Source organism: Pararhizobium sp. A13, assembly GCF_040126305.1.
Classification (GTDB): Bacteria; Pseudomonadota; Alphaproteobacteria; order Rhizobiales; family Rhizobiaceae; genus Pararhizobium.
Genome location: NZ_CP149510.1, coordinates 1,536,151 through 1,550,047, shown reverse-complemented (window position 1 = coordinate 1,550,047; position 13,897 = coordinate 1,536,151). Strand labels below are relative to the sequence as shown.

Below are 13,897 nucleotides of genomic sequence, written 5' to 3'. Positions count from 1 at the left end.
AAACAAGGTAGAGCAGGAGATGCGATGTCGCTCAAGGGAAAGGTAGCACTGGTCGCCGGCGCGACACGCGGCGGCGGGCGCGGCATTGCGGTCGAACTCGGGGCGGCGGGCGCAACCGTCTACGTTACGGGGCGCACGACACGGACACAGCAATCGGAGTATTGCCGGCCCGAGACGATCGAGGAGACCGCCGAACTGGTGACTGCGGCAGGCGGCGAGGGCATAGCGGTCCAGGTGGATCATCTCAATGCCGGCGCGGTCAAACGGCTTATCGAGCGCATCAGACAAGAACAGGCGCGGCTGGATATTCTCGTCAATGACATCTGGGGCGGGGAAAATCTGTTCGAATGGAACAAGCCGGTCTGGGACCACAATCTCGAAAATGGCCTCAAAATGCTGCGCCTCGGCATCGACACCCATTTGATCACCGCCCATCACGCGCTGCCGCTGATGATCGAGCGCCCGGGCGGGCTGCTGGTCGAGGTGACGGACGGCACCGCCGAATACAATGCCAGCCACTACAGGCTTTCGCCGTTCTACGATCTCGCCAAGGTGGCAGCCAATCGCATGGCCTTTACCCATGCCAAGGACCTCGCATCCCACGGAGCCACCGCCGTCTCCATCACGCCCGGCTGGATGCGCTCGGAAATGATGCTGGGACACTACAATGTCAGCGAAGACAACTGGCGCGACGCGACGCAAATGCAGCCGCATTTCGTCATCTCCGAAACGCCCCGCTTCCTCGGCCGCGCCGTAACCGCGCTCGCCGCCGACCCGGACAAGGAGCGCTGGAACGGCCAGTCGGTCTCAAGCGGCGGCCTCGCCCAGATCTACGGCTTCACCGATCTCGACGGCTCGCGCCCGGACTGCTGGCGTTATATGGACGAGGTGATGGACCCGGGCAAACCCGCGGATGCGACGGGGTATCGGTGAGACGGGGCCGCGACCCACAAATGCGCGGCTCGGCAGGTCAAACGGCCCAAGCGAACAACAACACACGCGGGATTGAGGCGGGTTTTGCGTCGTATTGAATACGCCGCACCAAACGTCCGATGGGAAAAAAGAAATGGCGCACCCGAAGAGATTCGAACTCCTGACCCCCAGATTCGTAGTCTGGTGCTCTATCCAGCTGAGCTACGGGTGCGTGTCGCTGCGGTGATCACCGCTTGCGTGGCGATCCTCTAAAACGTCCAACCGGGGAATGCAAGCGAATTTCCGCAAAAAGATTTTTTTTTGCGCCGCAATATGACTATCATTTTGAAAAGGCGGTGAAATTCTCTTTGGTGACTGTCATTGCCCTGTCATTTCCGCCCGATCTGCGCCGCAAGGCCTCATATTCTGCTCAGTGCCGGGCCTTGGAGCGGAAGGCGTCGAGCGGCACTGGGCGGTCCGGCAGTTCAATGCGGAAGAGCGTTCCCGGCGTCGGCTTTTCGACGAGCGCGATGGTGCCGCCATGGGCGAGCACCAGTTCGCGGGCGATCGCCAATCCGAGCCCCGTGCCGCCCGAGCGGGCCGAACCGCGGAAGGCCGCGAACAGGTTTTCGCGTGCCTTGGGCGGCATGCCAGGGCCGGTATCATCAACGGAAATACTGACGACGCTGCCGGTGCGCATCGCCGAGACGGTGATCACTCGGGGGGAGCCGGCCTCGCCCGGATCGTTGACCAGCGCCTGCACGGCATTGCGGCAGATATTGTGGACGACGCGGAACAGCTGCTCGCTGTCGGCATCGACCTGCAGCTCGTCCGGTACCTGGATGCGGAAATCAATGCCGATATTGGGATCGATCGCCAGCATTTCGGCGACATCGCTGACCAGGGGCCTCAGCTTGACGAAACGCCGATGCGGCGCCGGCTCGGTCGTGCGGCCGTAGGAGAGCACCTCGGTCGTATAGCCGACGGCGCGGTCGATCGTGCGCAACAGTGTCGGCGCGAAGCGCTTGACGATCGGATCGTCGACATCGGCCAGCCGGTCCGAGATCAATTGCGCCGACGACAGAATGTTGCGCATGTCGTGGTTGATCTTCGACACGGCGAGGCCAAGATCGGCGAGGTTCTTCTGCTGCTTCAGGGTCTTCTGCAACTGCAGTTGCATGGCCGCCAGATGCTGGCCGGCGACCGAAAGCTCGTCTTCCCCCGGCCCCGGCGCCAGCACCCGGGCGGGATCGGCGGGGTCTGCGGAGAAATCCTGCATGTTGGCCGACATCCGCCGGATCGGCGCGATCATCAGGCGGCGGATCGCGAGGAAAATCAGCATGGCGGTAAACAGCGAAATCGCAAGCGACAGGAAAAATACGTTGCGTGAATAGATCAGCATCGCCTTGCGCAGGCTCTGATCCTCCATCACCACCTCGATGATCGCGTCGCTGTCACCGACAGGGCCGTAGATCCGCACCACCTTGTCGCCGCCGAACAGCAGCGTGTCGAACGCGTCGCGGATGGCGGCAAGCGGCGTCATCGCCGCAACGTCGTATTGCGCATCGACTTCCGGCGGCATGTCTTCCGCCGCGATCAGCCGCGATTCGTCCTTGCGCCTGAGCACGATCGCCTTGGTGCCGGTCGCCATCAGCGTTTCTTCCTGCAGCGGGCGGGAGAGCTGCACATCCTGAAGGCCATCGACCACCACACCGGCCGCAGCCGCCGTATTGAGCCGGTCTTCCAGCCAGCGGATGCGCATATTGGCGACGGAGGGCACGAAGATCAGCACTTCGGCAAGCATGACGAACGATATTGTGAGCAGCAGCAGCTTGCCGGAAAGGCCGCGAAAGAAGCCGGCCCGCCGCGGTGGCTTCTGCAAGGCTGTGACCTCTGTCTTTTCTGCCGTCATGTTTTCACGCAATCCCGTCGCCTCAGCCAAGACGCCGCAGCAGCCGGATGACGGCCCGGGCGAACGGCTTTCGTGTCAGGGGTGCATAATAGGCGATGACAGCGCGTTTTCCAATCTCCGTCATGGTCGGATAAGGTGCGATGGCACGCCCCAAATGCCGCAGCGACTGGCCGTTGGCAATGATCATCGACCACATGTTGATCATCTCGGCAGCACCTGAGCCGACGATGCCGGCGCCAAGAATTTTACCGCGCCTGCCGGCAATGATCTTGATCAGACCTGACGTAGCGCGCTCCGCCTGGGCACGATCGTTCTCGGCAAAGGGCCAGCGCAGGATATCGATATGTCCGTACTGCTTGCGCGCTTCGTCTTCACCAAGGCCAACTGCGGCGATTTCCGGATCTGTGAAGGTTGCGCGCGAAATGATGTCGCGGTTTTCCCGCGCCGGCAGCCGGAACAGGATTTGCCGAAGCACGAGCGAGGCGTGGTAGTTGGCGGCATGGGTGAATTGCGGACCGCCCGCCGCGTCGCCGATCGCGTAGACGCGGCGATTGCCGGTGCGCAGGCTGGCGTCCACGGCAATGCCCGCTGCCGTCTCGGCGATGCTGGCGGCATCGAGGCCAAGGCCTGTCGTGTCGGCCTTGCGTCCGGCGGCGAGAAGCAGGGCGCTGCCGTCGATGGTTCGGGGGCCTTCCGGCGTCTCGCACTGCAGGCGCACCCCCGGCCCGTCTTTTTCAACGGAGAGGACACGACTGTTCTCAAGGATCGTAATCCCCTCGCCGCGCAGCCGGTCGAGCGCGATGCGCGCCAGTTCCGGGTCCTCTCTGGAGAGCGCGTCTGCCGTTTCCACGACAGTGACCTTCGCGCCCAGCCGCCGGTGCGCCTGGGCCATCTCCAACCCGACCGGCCCCGCCCCGATGATCAGCAGATGTTCCGGCAGGCGGGTGAGGTCGAACAGGGTCTCATTGGTCAGATAATCGATGGAGGCGAGCCCCGGAATCGGCGGAACCATGGCCGAGGCCCCGGTGGCGATGACGAAACGGCGGGCCCGGATGGTAAAGCCGCCGGCCTCAATGGTGTCGCGATCGACGAACCGCGCCTCGGCCTCGACCACCTTGATCCCGAGGGCGGTGAACCGCTCGACCGAATCGTTCGGAGCGATCGCGTCGACCACAGAGCGCACATGGGCATGCACCCTCTCAAAATCGATCGCCGGCTCGCCGGCGAAAACCCCGAATTCGGCCGCCTTGCGCACTGCATGCGCATGACGGCCCGCAGCGATCAGCGCCTTGGAGGGAACGCAGCCATAGTTCAGACAGTCGCCGCCCATGCGGCCGCGTTCAATCAGCACGACAGGCACGCCGAAAGCGGCAGCGCCGGCTGCAACCGACAGGCCCGCCGAGCCGCCGCCGATCACGCAGATGTCCGGTTGCAGAAGCTGTGTCACGCCGTCAGTCTTTCCCGCCACGTCCGGCCTCTTGCCGTCTCTCGCGGACAAACTGCACGACAAGCGGCAGCGCGGCAATGACGGCAAGGGCTGCAAAAGCAAATGTCAGTTGCGGCGTGAGAAAGTCAGACAGCCTCAAAACGCGGCCCTGCCGAGCGGCTTCGCCTATGACCTGCTCGAAGCTCCGGCCAAGCCAGGCATAGGCGAAAGTCGCGGGGATGATACCGACAAAGGTCGCTGCCGCGAACGTCCGCAAGCCGACGGGAAAAAAGGCCGGTGCGATATTGACCACGAAAAACGGAAAGACAGGCGCGAGCCGCAGGACAAGCAGATAGCTGAAGGCGTTCCTGGTGAACCCTTCAGAAAAGCGCACAAGAAATGGCCCGGCCCGACGCCGCAGGACATCGCCGAACACCGTACGCGCGCCAGCAAAGAGCAGGCAGGAACCGATCGTCGCCGCCACCACGACGAGGGCGCCGCCAGCCAGCCAGCCGAACAGGAAGCCGGCGAAGATCGTCAACACCGCCGCAGCCGGTATGGAGAGCGCGACGACAGCGACGTAGACGGCGGAAAACAGCGCTAGCGCCTTGATAGGATGACGTGCAACGAAATCCAGAAGCACCTGGCGCTGGTCGGCCAGCCAATCGAGCGACACATAGCGGTGCCATCCCAATCCGTAGGCGGCGCCCAACCCGACGGCAAGCAGGACGAGCGGCAGGATGCGCAACAAAACCGGCTGCGTATCGTCCGGTTCCGCGGCGCCCACGAGTGGCGATGTCCGATGTTTCTCCAAGTTCAAATGCCGTCTTCCCGCTGGCCGAACCTCATTCGGTGCACAGCAGCTTTAGAAGGAAAGAGCGGCCGGAACCAATAACGAATGATCGCGGCAAAAAACGTCGCCGTGATCGAAACGTGGAAATGCAAAAATCCCGCGGCGATATTGGATCGCCGCGGGATTGCGTTCACACTCTATCTGAAACCCGATCAGAATTCTTCCCAACTGTCCTTCGAGGCCGCTGCACTCGCAGACGCGCCACCGAAGGCGCGGGCGACGGTGCCGAGCATCTTGCGGGCCGGCGAGGCAACCGGACGGGCAGTTTCCCGGGCCGGCGCGACAACCCTCAGCGGCGGCGCATCGTTGAGCTTGAAGTGCGAGATCAGCCGGGCGAGGTTGTCGGTTTCGACCGAAAGCTTGTGGGTCGCGGCGTTGGCTTCCTCCACCATGGCAGCGTTCTGCTGCGTTACCTGGTCCATCTGGTTGACGGCGATGCTGACTTCGCTGAGCCCCGTCGACTGTTCGCGGGCGGCGATGGCGATCGAGTGAATATGGTCGTTGATCTTCAAGACCCGCGTTTCGATCTGGCCGAGGACCTGGCCCGTCTCCTGCACAAGCTTGACGCCGGTTGCGACTTCCGAGCCGGATTTGGCAATCAGCCCCTTGATGTCCTTGGCGGCGCTGGCGGCGCGTTGGGCGAGTTCACGAACCTCTTGGGCGACGACGGCAAAGCCCTTGCCCGCATCACCGGCGCGCGCAGCCTCGACACCGGCATTGAGCGCGAGAAGGTTGGTCTGGAAGGCGATCTCGTCGATGACGTTGGTGATCTGGCCGATTTCGCTGGAGGCCTGCTCGATGCGCCCCATGGCTTCGACCGCATTGCGCACGACTTCGCCGGATTGGGCAGCGCTCTGCTTGGCCTCGGTGACCATGACGGTCGCCTCCTGGGCACGGTCGGTCGAGTTACGGACAGCGACGGTGATCTCCTCCAGTGCCGCCGACGTCTCTTCGAGCGATGCAGCCTGCTGTTCGGTGCGCTTTGCCAGATCGTCGGCGGCGGAACGCAGTTCGGTCGAGTTGCCGTTGATCGAGTCGCTGGTGGTGCGGATCTCGCGCAGCGTGTTCTGCAGGGTGGACAGCGTATCGTTGACGTTCTGCTGCAATTCGGCGAAGGCGCCGTGGAAGGTGCCGCTCATGTCCTGCGTCAGGTCGCCGACAGCGAGGCTGGCGATGACGCGGCGGGTCTCGTTGATGCCGCTATCGACACTGCCAACGAGTTCGTTGACGCTGGAAGCAAAACGATTGAGATCGGTATTGCCATAGTCCTTGTTGATGCGCTGGGTGAAGTCCCCGGCGGCGGCGGCGGTAACGACCACGGCGATGCTCGACTGCAGATCGGCGCTCTTTTCACGCAGCGCGGTTTCCTGGGCGTTGAGTTCGCGCACGGCAAGACCGTTGCGCTTGAAGACTTCGACGGCACCGGCCATTTCGCCGATTTCGTCCTTGCGGCCGGCAAAGGGCACGTCGGCGTCGAGATTGCCCTCGGCAAGCCGCTTCATCGTGCCCGTCAGCGTGAGGATCGGCTGGCTCAGCTCCTTCGTGCCGATGTAGAAGGCCGCACCGAGTCCGGCTGCAAGACCGATGCCGGCCGTCAGGAGGACGATCAGGATCATCTGTCTCTCGATGGCGCTCAACTCGGCCTGGATTTCCTCGAGCGCGGCGCGGTCCGTATCCACGACAGCGTCGATCTCGGCCTGGAACGCCTTGCGGTTGGCGCGGTTGAGCTCATTGTTGCCCTGCTCGTTGGCAGCCTGCGGCGAAACTTCCTGACTAAGCCGTGCCGTCTCCGTCCGGAAGGTGCGGAATTCTGCGGCGCGCTTGACCACGGCCTCGAACGCCGGAAGCTGCTCCTGCGGAACGAGTGGCCGCCAATCGGTGAGAAGTGCATCCATCTTGCCGAGGTTCTTCATCAGGCCTTCGGCGAAGGACTTGGATTTTTCGACGGTCGGAGCCGCGTAGATGCCGCGCGCCTCCATGACCACCCCAGTCACGAGGCGGTTCAGGCGTTCGCCGTTGAAGGCGCGATCCGAGGCGTTGTCGAACTGGACGAGCCTGGCGTTATATTGCGTGATCACGGTCAGCGCCATGCCCGTGACGGCCAGCGTGATCAGGCTCATCACCCCGACGATGAGATAGATCTTGCCTCGAATTTTCATGGAACGCGTCTCCTTGGAACCGGCAACAGGCCTGAAGCGACAGCTTATGGGCTCTTTTATATGCAGGGACACTAAGACAAAGATGATTAACGAAACGCCTCCTCGACCCATCAAATTCTAGGGATTTCGTTTTAGGACTTTCTTTATTTTCTTATTTTAAGATATTCTAATTTTCAATTATGAGTTGAAGGTTGCCGCCACATCTCGCGCCGCACCCTGTGCGATCCGGAACGGCCAAAAGCAGGCAAACCCCAGCTTTTCTGCGCTGGCAATTGACTTTCGCGCGTCTTTGCTCTTATAAGCCGCCCCACGTCCGGACAAGTCCCCTTGCCCCGTGCAAAGCCGTGGCCGGAACGTAACGCTCCCTTGCTAAGAAGCAAACCCAAGAAGGGCCGCACACCGCGGTATTAAAATAAATGACGAAGCGTACCTACCAACCGTCCAAGCTTGTTCGCAAGCGCCGTCACGGCTTCCGTGCACGTATCGCCACCAAGGGTGGCCGCAAGGTTATCGTTGCCCGCCGGGCACGTGGCCGCAAGCGTCTGTCGGCTTAAGCCGATCGGGCCCGAAGAAAGAATGCGGGCACATGACGTCAAATAATCAAAAATCGACTGTCGGGCGGCTGAAAAGCCGGCCGCAGTTTCTTGCTGTGCGCGAAGGGGAGCAGCGGAAAGGCCCGTTGTTCCTTCTCGAAGTTCTTGATCGTGGCGAAGCGGAGAGCCCGCCGCGCTGCGGCTTCACCGTCACCAAGAAGCACGGCAATGCCGTGGAACGCAACCGGATGCGCCGGCGCCTCAAAGAGGCGGTGCGACTGTCTGCCGGGTTTGCAATGAAGCCCGGACACGACTATGTGATTGTCGCCAGACGCGACCTCCTCAACGCTCCCTTCGAGCGCGTGGTGGGAGGGCTCTGCCAGCGGATCGAAAACAAGCAGAAAATTCACGGCCACAGCCGGCCGGCTTCAGGAAAGAATGATGGAAAATAACCGCAATTACTTCGTGGCGATTGCCCTGTCGGTGCTCATCCTGATCGCCTGGCAGTTTCTCTACGTCAATCCGAAAATAGAGAAAGAACGTATTGCGACGGAACCCCAGCAGACGACGGCGCAGCAGACCCAGCCGACCGGCACCCCTGCTGTTTCGGGCCAGCCGGCAAACGGCGTGGTGCCCGGCGCCGTTGAAACCCGCGACCAGGCGATCGCCAAGTCGGCCCGCGTGACCATCGACACGCCGGCGCTGAGCGGCTCGATCAACCTCACCGGCGCCCGGTTCGACGACCTGAAGCTCAAGGAATACCACGAGACCGTCGACGACAAGAGCCCCCTCATCACGCTGTTCAGCCCGGCCGATACGAAGGACGGCTATTTCACCGAACTCGGCTACATCGGTAGTGAGGCGACCGGCACGGTTCCCGGTCCGACGACCGTCTGGACGGTCAAGAGCGGCGACACGCTGACGACCGCAACACCAGTGGTCCTGACCTTCACCAACGAGAAAGGCGTGGTCTTCACTCGCACGATCTCGATTGACGACCACTATATGTTCCAGGTCACCGATACCATCAACAACGGCAGCGGTGCTCCGGTTTCGCTGTCCTCCTACGGCCGCGTCACCCGTTTCAACAAGCCGACGACGCCGAGCGTCTACGTGCTCCACGAAGGTTTCATCGGCGTGATCGGCGAGCACGGGCTGAACGAAGTCGCCTACGGCAAGGTCGAGGACGAGGCGCCCATCCAGCCCGGCAAGACGACGACCGGCTGGCTCGGCATCACCGACAAATACTGGGCCGCGACGATCGTGCCGCCGCAGACCACGCCGTATGAAGCGAAGTTCGCGCATTTCCCCGACGGCCGCCCGCGCTATCAAGCTGACTACAAGCAGGACGCGATCACGATCGCCCCTGGCCAATCGGCCGACCTCAAGACGCTGGTGTTCGCCGGCGCCAAGCAGGTCCCACTGGTCGATGGCTACGAGAAGTCCTATTCCATTCCGCAGTTCGACCTGCTGATCGACTGGGGCTGGTTCTACTTCATCACCAAGCCGATGTTCAAACTGATGGATTTCTTCTTCCGTTACTTCGGCAATTTCGGTGTTGCAATCCTTCTGACCACCATCGTCGTCAAGGCGCTGTTCTTCCCGCTCGCCAGCAAGCAATACGCTTCGATGGCGAACATGAAGAAGGTTCAGCCGAAGATGGAGGAACTGAAGAAGAAGCACGGCGACGACCGTATGGCGCTGCAGCAGGCGATGATGCAGCTCTACAAGGACGAGAAGATCAACCCGATCGCCGGCTGCTGGCCGATCCTCTTCCAGATTCCGGTGTTCTTTGCGCTCTACAAGGTGATCTATGTCACCATCGAAATGCGCCATGCGCCATTCTTCGGCTGGATCCAGGACCTGTCCGCGCCGGATCCGACCTCGCTGTTCAACCTGTTCGGCCTTCTGCCGTTTGCGGTTCCGCATGCGCTGATGATCGGCGTCTGGCCGCTGATCATGGGCATCACCATGTTCCTGCAGATGCGCATGAACCCGACGCCGCCGGATCCGACCCAGGCGATGCTGTTCACCTGGATGCCGCTGGTCTTCACCTTCATGCTGTCCAGCTTCCCGGCCGGTCTGGTCATCTACTGGGCCTGGAACAACACGTTGTCGATCACCCAGCAGGCGATCATCATGAAGCGCCACGGCGTCAAGATCGAACTGTTCGACAATCTCAAGGGTCTCTTCTCCAGGAGGCCGAAACCGGCCGAATAGGCCGGACCGCACAGGCGGAAAAGCCCGCCGCTGACGAAGACAAAGCCGCCTGCAGCAGACCGCTGCAGGCGGCTTTTCTTTGTAGCGATATTTCCACGGCCCCTGGGTTTGATTGCCGACGGGATCCCGTTTGTGATGGTGCAAATATCGGGCGCGAAATTGTCGTTTTCATCGTGCGGCTGTCCGGAAGAATGCGTCTGGTCCGGGTGACGATCATGATGGACTAGATATCGGTTTCCTTCAGACGCAGGATCAATGTTCGTCCACGACGGATCGCCGTTAACGCCGCTCCGATGGCAACGACCCAAAGGGCGATCATCAGTACCTGGTTGCGGCCTTCCCACAAGGGCTCCAGAACGGAGATACCTGCTGCCGCCGTGATTGTCGCCATGCGGTGCTGCTTGGCCATGGGCCCGGAGAAATCGCTGGGGTTTCCGGTGGCGCGGCCAAGTTCGCGGACATAGGCGGTGAGGATAGCGAAGGCGCCGGCCGCCCAGCCGAGGCCCGGCACGCCGATGCCGTAACCGGCGCCCGCAAAGATAAGGAGGTCGGCAACGCGATCCGGAAACTCGTTCCAGAAGGGACCGTCTGGCTCGCCTTTGCCGCCCTCGACGGCGACCATGCCGTCGAACAGATTACAGAGCAACCGGGCCTGGCAGAACAACGCCGCCATGAGCAGCCAGGCAATCCTTGCACCGCCCGCCCCCTGCCCGGCGAGGAAGAACGCGCTGCCGGCCAGTGCCGCTGCCGCCATACTGGCTTGAGAGATTCGGTTTGGCGTGATCGTCCGTGAGGCCATCCATCGGGCGATGGCGCGTGCCCACCGGGTGTTGCGGCTCGCCAGAGGCCGCCGGTCGCCTGTCTCCGTCATGATCCCACACCCCCTCCTCCTGTAGATCGATGCGCAGCCGTCATGTGAGCGACCACCAGTAGCGCACGATGTGGAAAAAGATCGGCGCCGAGAAGACGACGGAATCCAGCCGGTCGATCAAACCGCCATGGCCTTCGATGAGATTGCCCCAGTCCTTGACACCGCGATCCCTCTTGATCGCCGACATCACCAATCCGCCGAAAAACCCCATGAGGGTGATGACGAACGATAGCAGTCCGGCCTGGAAAGGCGTGAATGGCGTGATCCACCAGAGGGCGGCTCCGATCAGCGTGGCGCTGATGACGCCACCGACAAACCCCTCGACCGTCTTCGATGGCGACAGACGCGGGGCGATCTTGGTGCGTCCCAACAGCTTGCCCCAGACATATTGCAGGACATCGCTCAACTGGACAACGATCACCAGAAAGGCGATCAGCAGCACATTGCGCCCCTCGTAGCCCGGAATAGTCAGAGTGAGCAGCGCCGGCACATGCGAGGCGCAGAAGACGCAGATCATCAAGGCCCATTGCACCTCGGCGATGCGGAGAAGGAAGCGCTCGGTATCGCCCCTCAACACCGAAATGATCGGCATCAAGAGAAAGGCGTAGACGGGAATGAAGATCGAGAAGATGCCGTATTCTTCGACCCAGAGAAGGTAATACTGCATCGGCAGGACGACGAAGAAGGCCGAGGCCAGAGCCCAGTGATCGGCACGGCGGGTGTTGATGAGCGTGACGAATTCCCTGAGTGCCGCAAAGGAGCAGAAGCCGAAGAGGACGAGGACGCCGATACGGCCTGCGACGAAGGCAAGGCCGATCAGAATGACCATGATCCACCAAGCCTTGATCCGGGCGTTGAGGTTCTCCACCGCAGCGTTCGACCCATCGGCCGAAAGGCGCTGCTGCAGCATGTAGCCGATCGCGGATGCGACGATCAGCACACCGAAGATACCGAGGACCAGGGTTACAAGATCGGAGCTTGCCGCACTCATTCGCCGCTCCCTGCCGGTTTCGGAGCGAGAGCCAGCAGAGCGGCCTGCATTCTTCCGAGGAAGACTTCCTTGTCCTCGCCCGACGCGATACGCAGAACGCTGCCGAAGGTGACGGTGCAGATCAGCGGGATCGGCACGATCTCGCCCTTGGGCATGACGCGGTTGAGATTGTTGATCCAAACCGGTACGAGATCGACATCGGGGCGCGCAGTGACCAGATAGAAGATGCCGCTCTTGAAGGGAAGCAGCCGCTCGTCGGTCTGGTTTCGCGTGCCCTCCGGAAAGAGGATCAGGGAGGAGCCGGCATCGATTGCCGCGGCCATCAGCGCGATCGGATCCTGCGTCCGCTTTTCCCGCTCCCGTTCGATCAGCACAGCGTTGAAGACGTCGCGCCCGACGAATGTGCTCATCTGCGATTTCAGCCAGTATTCGGCACCGGCCACCGGGCGGGCCAGACGTCGCAGCCTCGGCGGCAGCACGGCCCAGACCAAGACGAAATCGCCATGGCTGGAGTGATTGGCGAAATAGACGCAGGGCCGGGACGGCAACCCCTCCTCGGGCCAGATGGCACGAACCGCGGTTATCGCGCGGGCAAACAGAACGAAGGCCGCCGCGGCGATCTTCGCAACCAAAGCTTTCATTCGCATCCCACCCCCGTCAGCCCAATGGCGCTTCCCGAAACTGTAACAACGGTCGCCCCGGGAGAAAAGCCGCCTTTGATGTTTCTGGTGCGAAGCCTGAGGCGTGTGTCCAGAAAATCCGGAATGAGACAACGCCCGTTGAGCCCGAATTGACCAATACACTTGGTTAGAGCCGGAAGCGGCACACGTCTATCGAACAGCAGTTTCCCGCTTGGTTATGATGGAAACTGTTCGCAAAAACCGAGTTTCAAACCCGATTTCGAGACGTCAATCTGTCGGGGATTGCACAATCGCTTTACCAATGCGATTTGCGACAGAGCCCTGTCGCGGATATCAGTGTGAGCGCCGCAAATCGCCCCTACACTCCAGCCGTCTCCAACCGGTTTCTTGCCATGTCGCCGCCTTCCGCCTTGCCGCAATCCGTAACCGCTGGATCACAAAACCCGGTGCAGGGAGCAATACTGGTGCTTGGCTCGGCCATTGTCTGGAGCTTCGGCGGCACGCTGGCGCGGTTCCTCGCGATCGACGACGGCTGGACCATCGTCTTCTGGCGCTCACTGTTTGCCGCGCTGTTCCTCGTCGGCTTCATGCTCGTGCGCGACGGCCCGCGCGGCACAGTCACGCTCTTCCGTAACATGGGCCTACCGGGCATCGCCGTCGGGCTCTGCTTTGCCATCGCCTCGACCTCCTTCATTTTGGCGCTCGCCTACACCACTGTCGCCAATGTCGTGCTGATTCAGGCGGGCGTACCGCTGATCGCCGCGCTCATCAGCTGGCTCGTCTTCCGTGAGCGTGTTTCGCGCCTGACATGGCTCGCCATCGCAGCGGTGATCGGCGGTGTCGCCATTATGGTGTCGGATTCGATGCGCGGCGCCGTCTCGCCGATCGGCGATGCGCTTGCCGTTCTGATCGCCTTCGTCTTCGCGCTCGCCACCGTGATCACCCGTCGATACGCCCATGTGCGCATGACGCCGGCCGCCTGCTTCGGCACCATTGTCGCCGGCACCGTCGCGGTCATCATGTCCTCGGGCCTCGCTGTCACCGCGTCCCAACTCGGCATCCTCGTGACCTTCGGCGCGCTGAATTTCGGTCTGGGGCTGGCACTGTTCGTCACCGGCGCGCGGCTCGTTCCCTCTGCTCTTGCCGCCCTGCTCGGTACCGCCGAGACGGTGCTTGCCCCGCTCTGGGTCGCGGCCATCCACGGCGAGATCCCGAGTGCCAACACCATCCTTGGCGGAACAGTGGTGCTCACCGCCCTTCTTACCTATCTCAGCGTCGAAATGTGGCGGCAGCGGCGCACACTGGGCTGAGCGGAGTTGCAGAAGTCGCAACTTTTCTTGACATGGCGACGCAAAACCTTGAAGTCCTCTCACAAAGCC

Annotated in this window: 12 protein-coding genes and 1 tRNA gene; 5 read left to right on the top strand and 8 right to left on the bottom strand. The window is 62.0% G+C overall.

Translation table 11 applies throughout. The features are described from left to right. The first annotated feature begins 24 nt into the window (after nt 1-24). Entirely contained in the window at nt 25-933 is a 909-nt protein-coding gene (locus tag WI754_RS07475) for an SDR family oxidoreductase (protein WP_349437062.1), read from the top strand. A gap of 134 nt (nt 934-1,067) precedes the next feature. Here WI754_RS07475 and WI754_RS07470 read toward each other — a convergent pair. The 5 genes from WI754_RS07470 to WI754_RS07450 all read right to left on the bottom strand — a co-directional run bounded on the left by WI754_RS07470 (nt 1,068) and on the right by WI754_RS07450 (nt 7,262). Further along, nucleotides 1,068-1,144, bottom strand: a tRNA-Arg gene (locus WI754_RS07470). 198 nt (nt 1,145-1,342) lie between these two features. Beyond that, nucleotides 1,343-2,824 carry a HAMP domain-containing sensor histidine kinase gene (locus WI754_RS07465; protein ID WP_349437061.1) on the bottom strand — a complete coding sequence of 494 codons (1,482 nt, stop codon included), beginning with the start codon at nt 2,822-2,824 and terminating at the stop codon, nt 1,343-1,345. Nucleotides 2,825-2,846: 22 nt separating this feature from the next. Further along, the gene (locus WI754_RS07460) at nt 2,847-4,271 is read right to left on the bottom strand and encodes an FAD-dependent oxidoreductase (protein WP_349437760.1); all 1,425 of its coding nucleotides are present in this window, start codon (nt 4,269-4,271) and stop codon (nt 2,847-2,849) included. A gap of 4 nt (nt 4,272-4,275) precedes the next feature. Continuing rightward, nucleotides 4,276-5,037, bottom strand: coding sequence for a TVP38/TMEM64 family protein (locus WI754_RS07455; RefSeq protein ID WP_349437060.1), 762 nt, complete (start codon nt 5,035-5,037; stop codon nt 4,276-4,278). Between the two features lie 218 nt (nt 5,038-5,255). Then, nucleotides 5,256-7,262 (bottom strand): methyl-accepting chemotaxis protein, encoded by a 2,007-nt coding sequence (locus WI754_RS07450; protein WP_349437059.1) that lies wholly within the window; start codon nt 7,260-7,262, stop codon nt 5,256-5,258. A gap of 416 nt (nt 7,263-7,678) precedes the next feature. Here WI754_RS07450 and rpmH point away from each other — a divergent pair, with 416 nt between their 5' ends. The 3 genes from rpmH to yidC are packed head-to-tail and all read left to right on the top strand — an operon-like array spanning nt 7,679 to nt 10,015. Beyond that, the gene (gene rpmH, locus WI754_RS07445; protein WP_037104763.1) at nt 7,679-7,816 is read left to right on the top strand and encodes a 50S ribosomal protein L34; all 138 of its coding nucleotides are present in this window, start codon (nt 7,679-7,681) and stop codon (nt 7,814-7,816) included. A gap of 32 nt (nt 7,817-7,848) precedes the next feature. Then, a complete protein-coding gene (gene rnpA / locus WI754_RS07440) occupies nt 7,849-8,247 on the top strand; it encodes a ribonuclease P protein component (RefSeq protein WP_349437058.1) in 399 nt (132 codons plus the stop codon). Continuing rightward, on the top strand, nt 8,237-10,015 hold the full coding sequence (yidC, locus tag WI754_RS07435) for a membrane protein insertase YidC (protein ID WP_349437057.1): 1,779 nt from the start codon (nt 8,237-8,239) through the stop codon (nt 10,013-10,015). Before rnpA ends, yidC begins: the two co-directional genes overlap by 11 nt. 223 nt (nt 10,016-10,238) lie before the next feature. Here the strand turns inward: yidC and WI754_RS07430 are convergent, their stop codons facing one another. The 3 genes from WI754_RS07430 to WI754_RS07420 are packed head-to-tail and all read right to left on the bottom strand — an operon-like array spanning nt 10,239 to nt 12,518. Continuing rightward, the gene (locus WI754_RS07430; RefSeq protein ID WP_349437056.1) at nt 10,239-10,886 is read right to left on the bottom strand and encodes a CDP-alcohol phosphatidyltransferase family protein; all 648 of its coding nucleotides are present in this window, start codon (nt 10,884-10,886) and stop codon (nt 10,239-10,241) included. Nucleotides 10,887-10,926: 40 nt separating this feature from the next. Continuing rightward, nucleotides 10,927-11,877 (bottom strand): phosphatidate cytidylyltransferase, encoded by a 951-nt coding sequence (locus WI754_RS07425; protein WP_349437055.1) that lies wholly within the window; start codon nt 11,875-11,877, stop codon nt 10,927-10,929. After that, on the bottom strand, nt 11,874-12,518 hold the full coding sequence (locus tag WI754_RS07420; RefSeq protein ID WP_349437053.1) for a lysophospholipid acyltransferase family protein: 645 nt from the start codon (nt 12,516-12,518) through the stop codon (nt 11,874-11,876). The genes WI754_RS07425 and WI754_RS07420 overlap by 4 nt, the downstream gene beginning before the upstream one ends. Nucleotides 12,519-12,910: 392 nt before the next feature. Between WI754_RS07420 and WI754_RS07415 the strand changes: the two genes are divergently transcribed. Continuing rightward, on the top strand, nt 12,911-13,828 hold the full coding sequence (locus tag WI754_RS07415) for a DMT family transporter (RefSeq protein ID WP_349437759.1): 918 nt from the start codon (nt 12,911-12,913) through the stop codon (nt 13,826-13,828). The last annotated feature ends 69 nt before the right edge of the window (nt 13,829-13,897 follow it).

Coding starts and splice junctions, on each gene's coding strand:
- WI754_RS07475 (WP_349437062.1), top strand. CDS start 25: ATGTCGCTCAAGGGAAAGGTAGCACTGGTCGCCGGCGCGACACGCGGC.
- WI754_RS07465 (WP_349437061.1), bottom strand. CDS start 2,824: ATGACGGCAGAAAAGACAGAGGTCACAGCCTTGCAGAAGCCACCGCGG.
- WI754_RS07450 (WP_349437059.1), bottom strand. CDS start 7,262: ATGAAAATTCGAGGCAAGATCTATCTCATCGTCGGGGTGATGAGCCTG.
- rpmH (WP_037104763.1), top strand. CDS start 7,679: ATGACGAAGCGTACCTACCAACCGTCCAAGCTTGTTCGCAAGCGCCGT.
- rnpA (WP_349437058.1), top strand. CDS start 7,849: ATGACGTCAAATAATCAAAAATCGACTGTCGGGCGGCTGAAAAGCCGG.
- yidC (WP_349437057.1), top strand. CDS start 8,237: ATGGAAAATAACCGCAATTACTTCGTGGCGATTGCCCTGTCGGTGCTC.
- WI754_RS07430 (WP_349437056.1), bottom strand. CDS start 10,886: ATGACGGAGACAGGCGACCGGCGGCCTCTGGCGAGCCGCAACACCCGG.
- WI754_RS07425 (WP_349437055.1), bottom strand. CDS start 11,877: ATGAGTGCGGCAAGCTCCGATCTTGTAACCCTGGTCCTCGGTATCTTC.
- WI754_RS07420 (WP_349437053.1), bottom strand. CDS start 12,518: ATGAAAGCTTTGGTTGCGAAGATCGCCGCGGCGGCCTTCGTTCTGTTT.
- WI754_RS07415 (WP_349437759.1), top strand. CDS start 12,911: ATGTCGCCGCCTTCCGCCTTGCCGCAATCCGTAACCGCTGGATCACAA.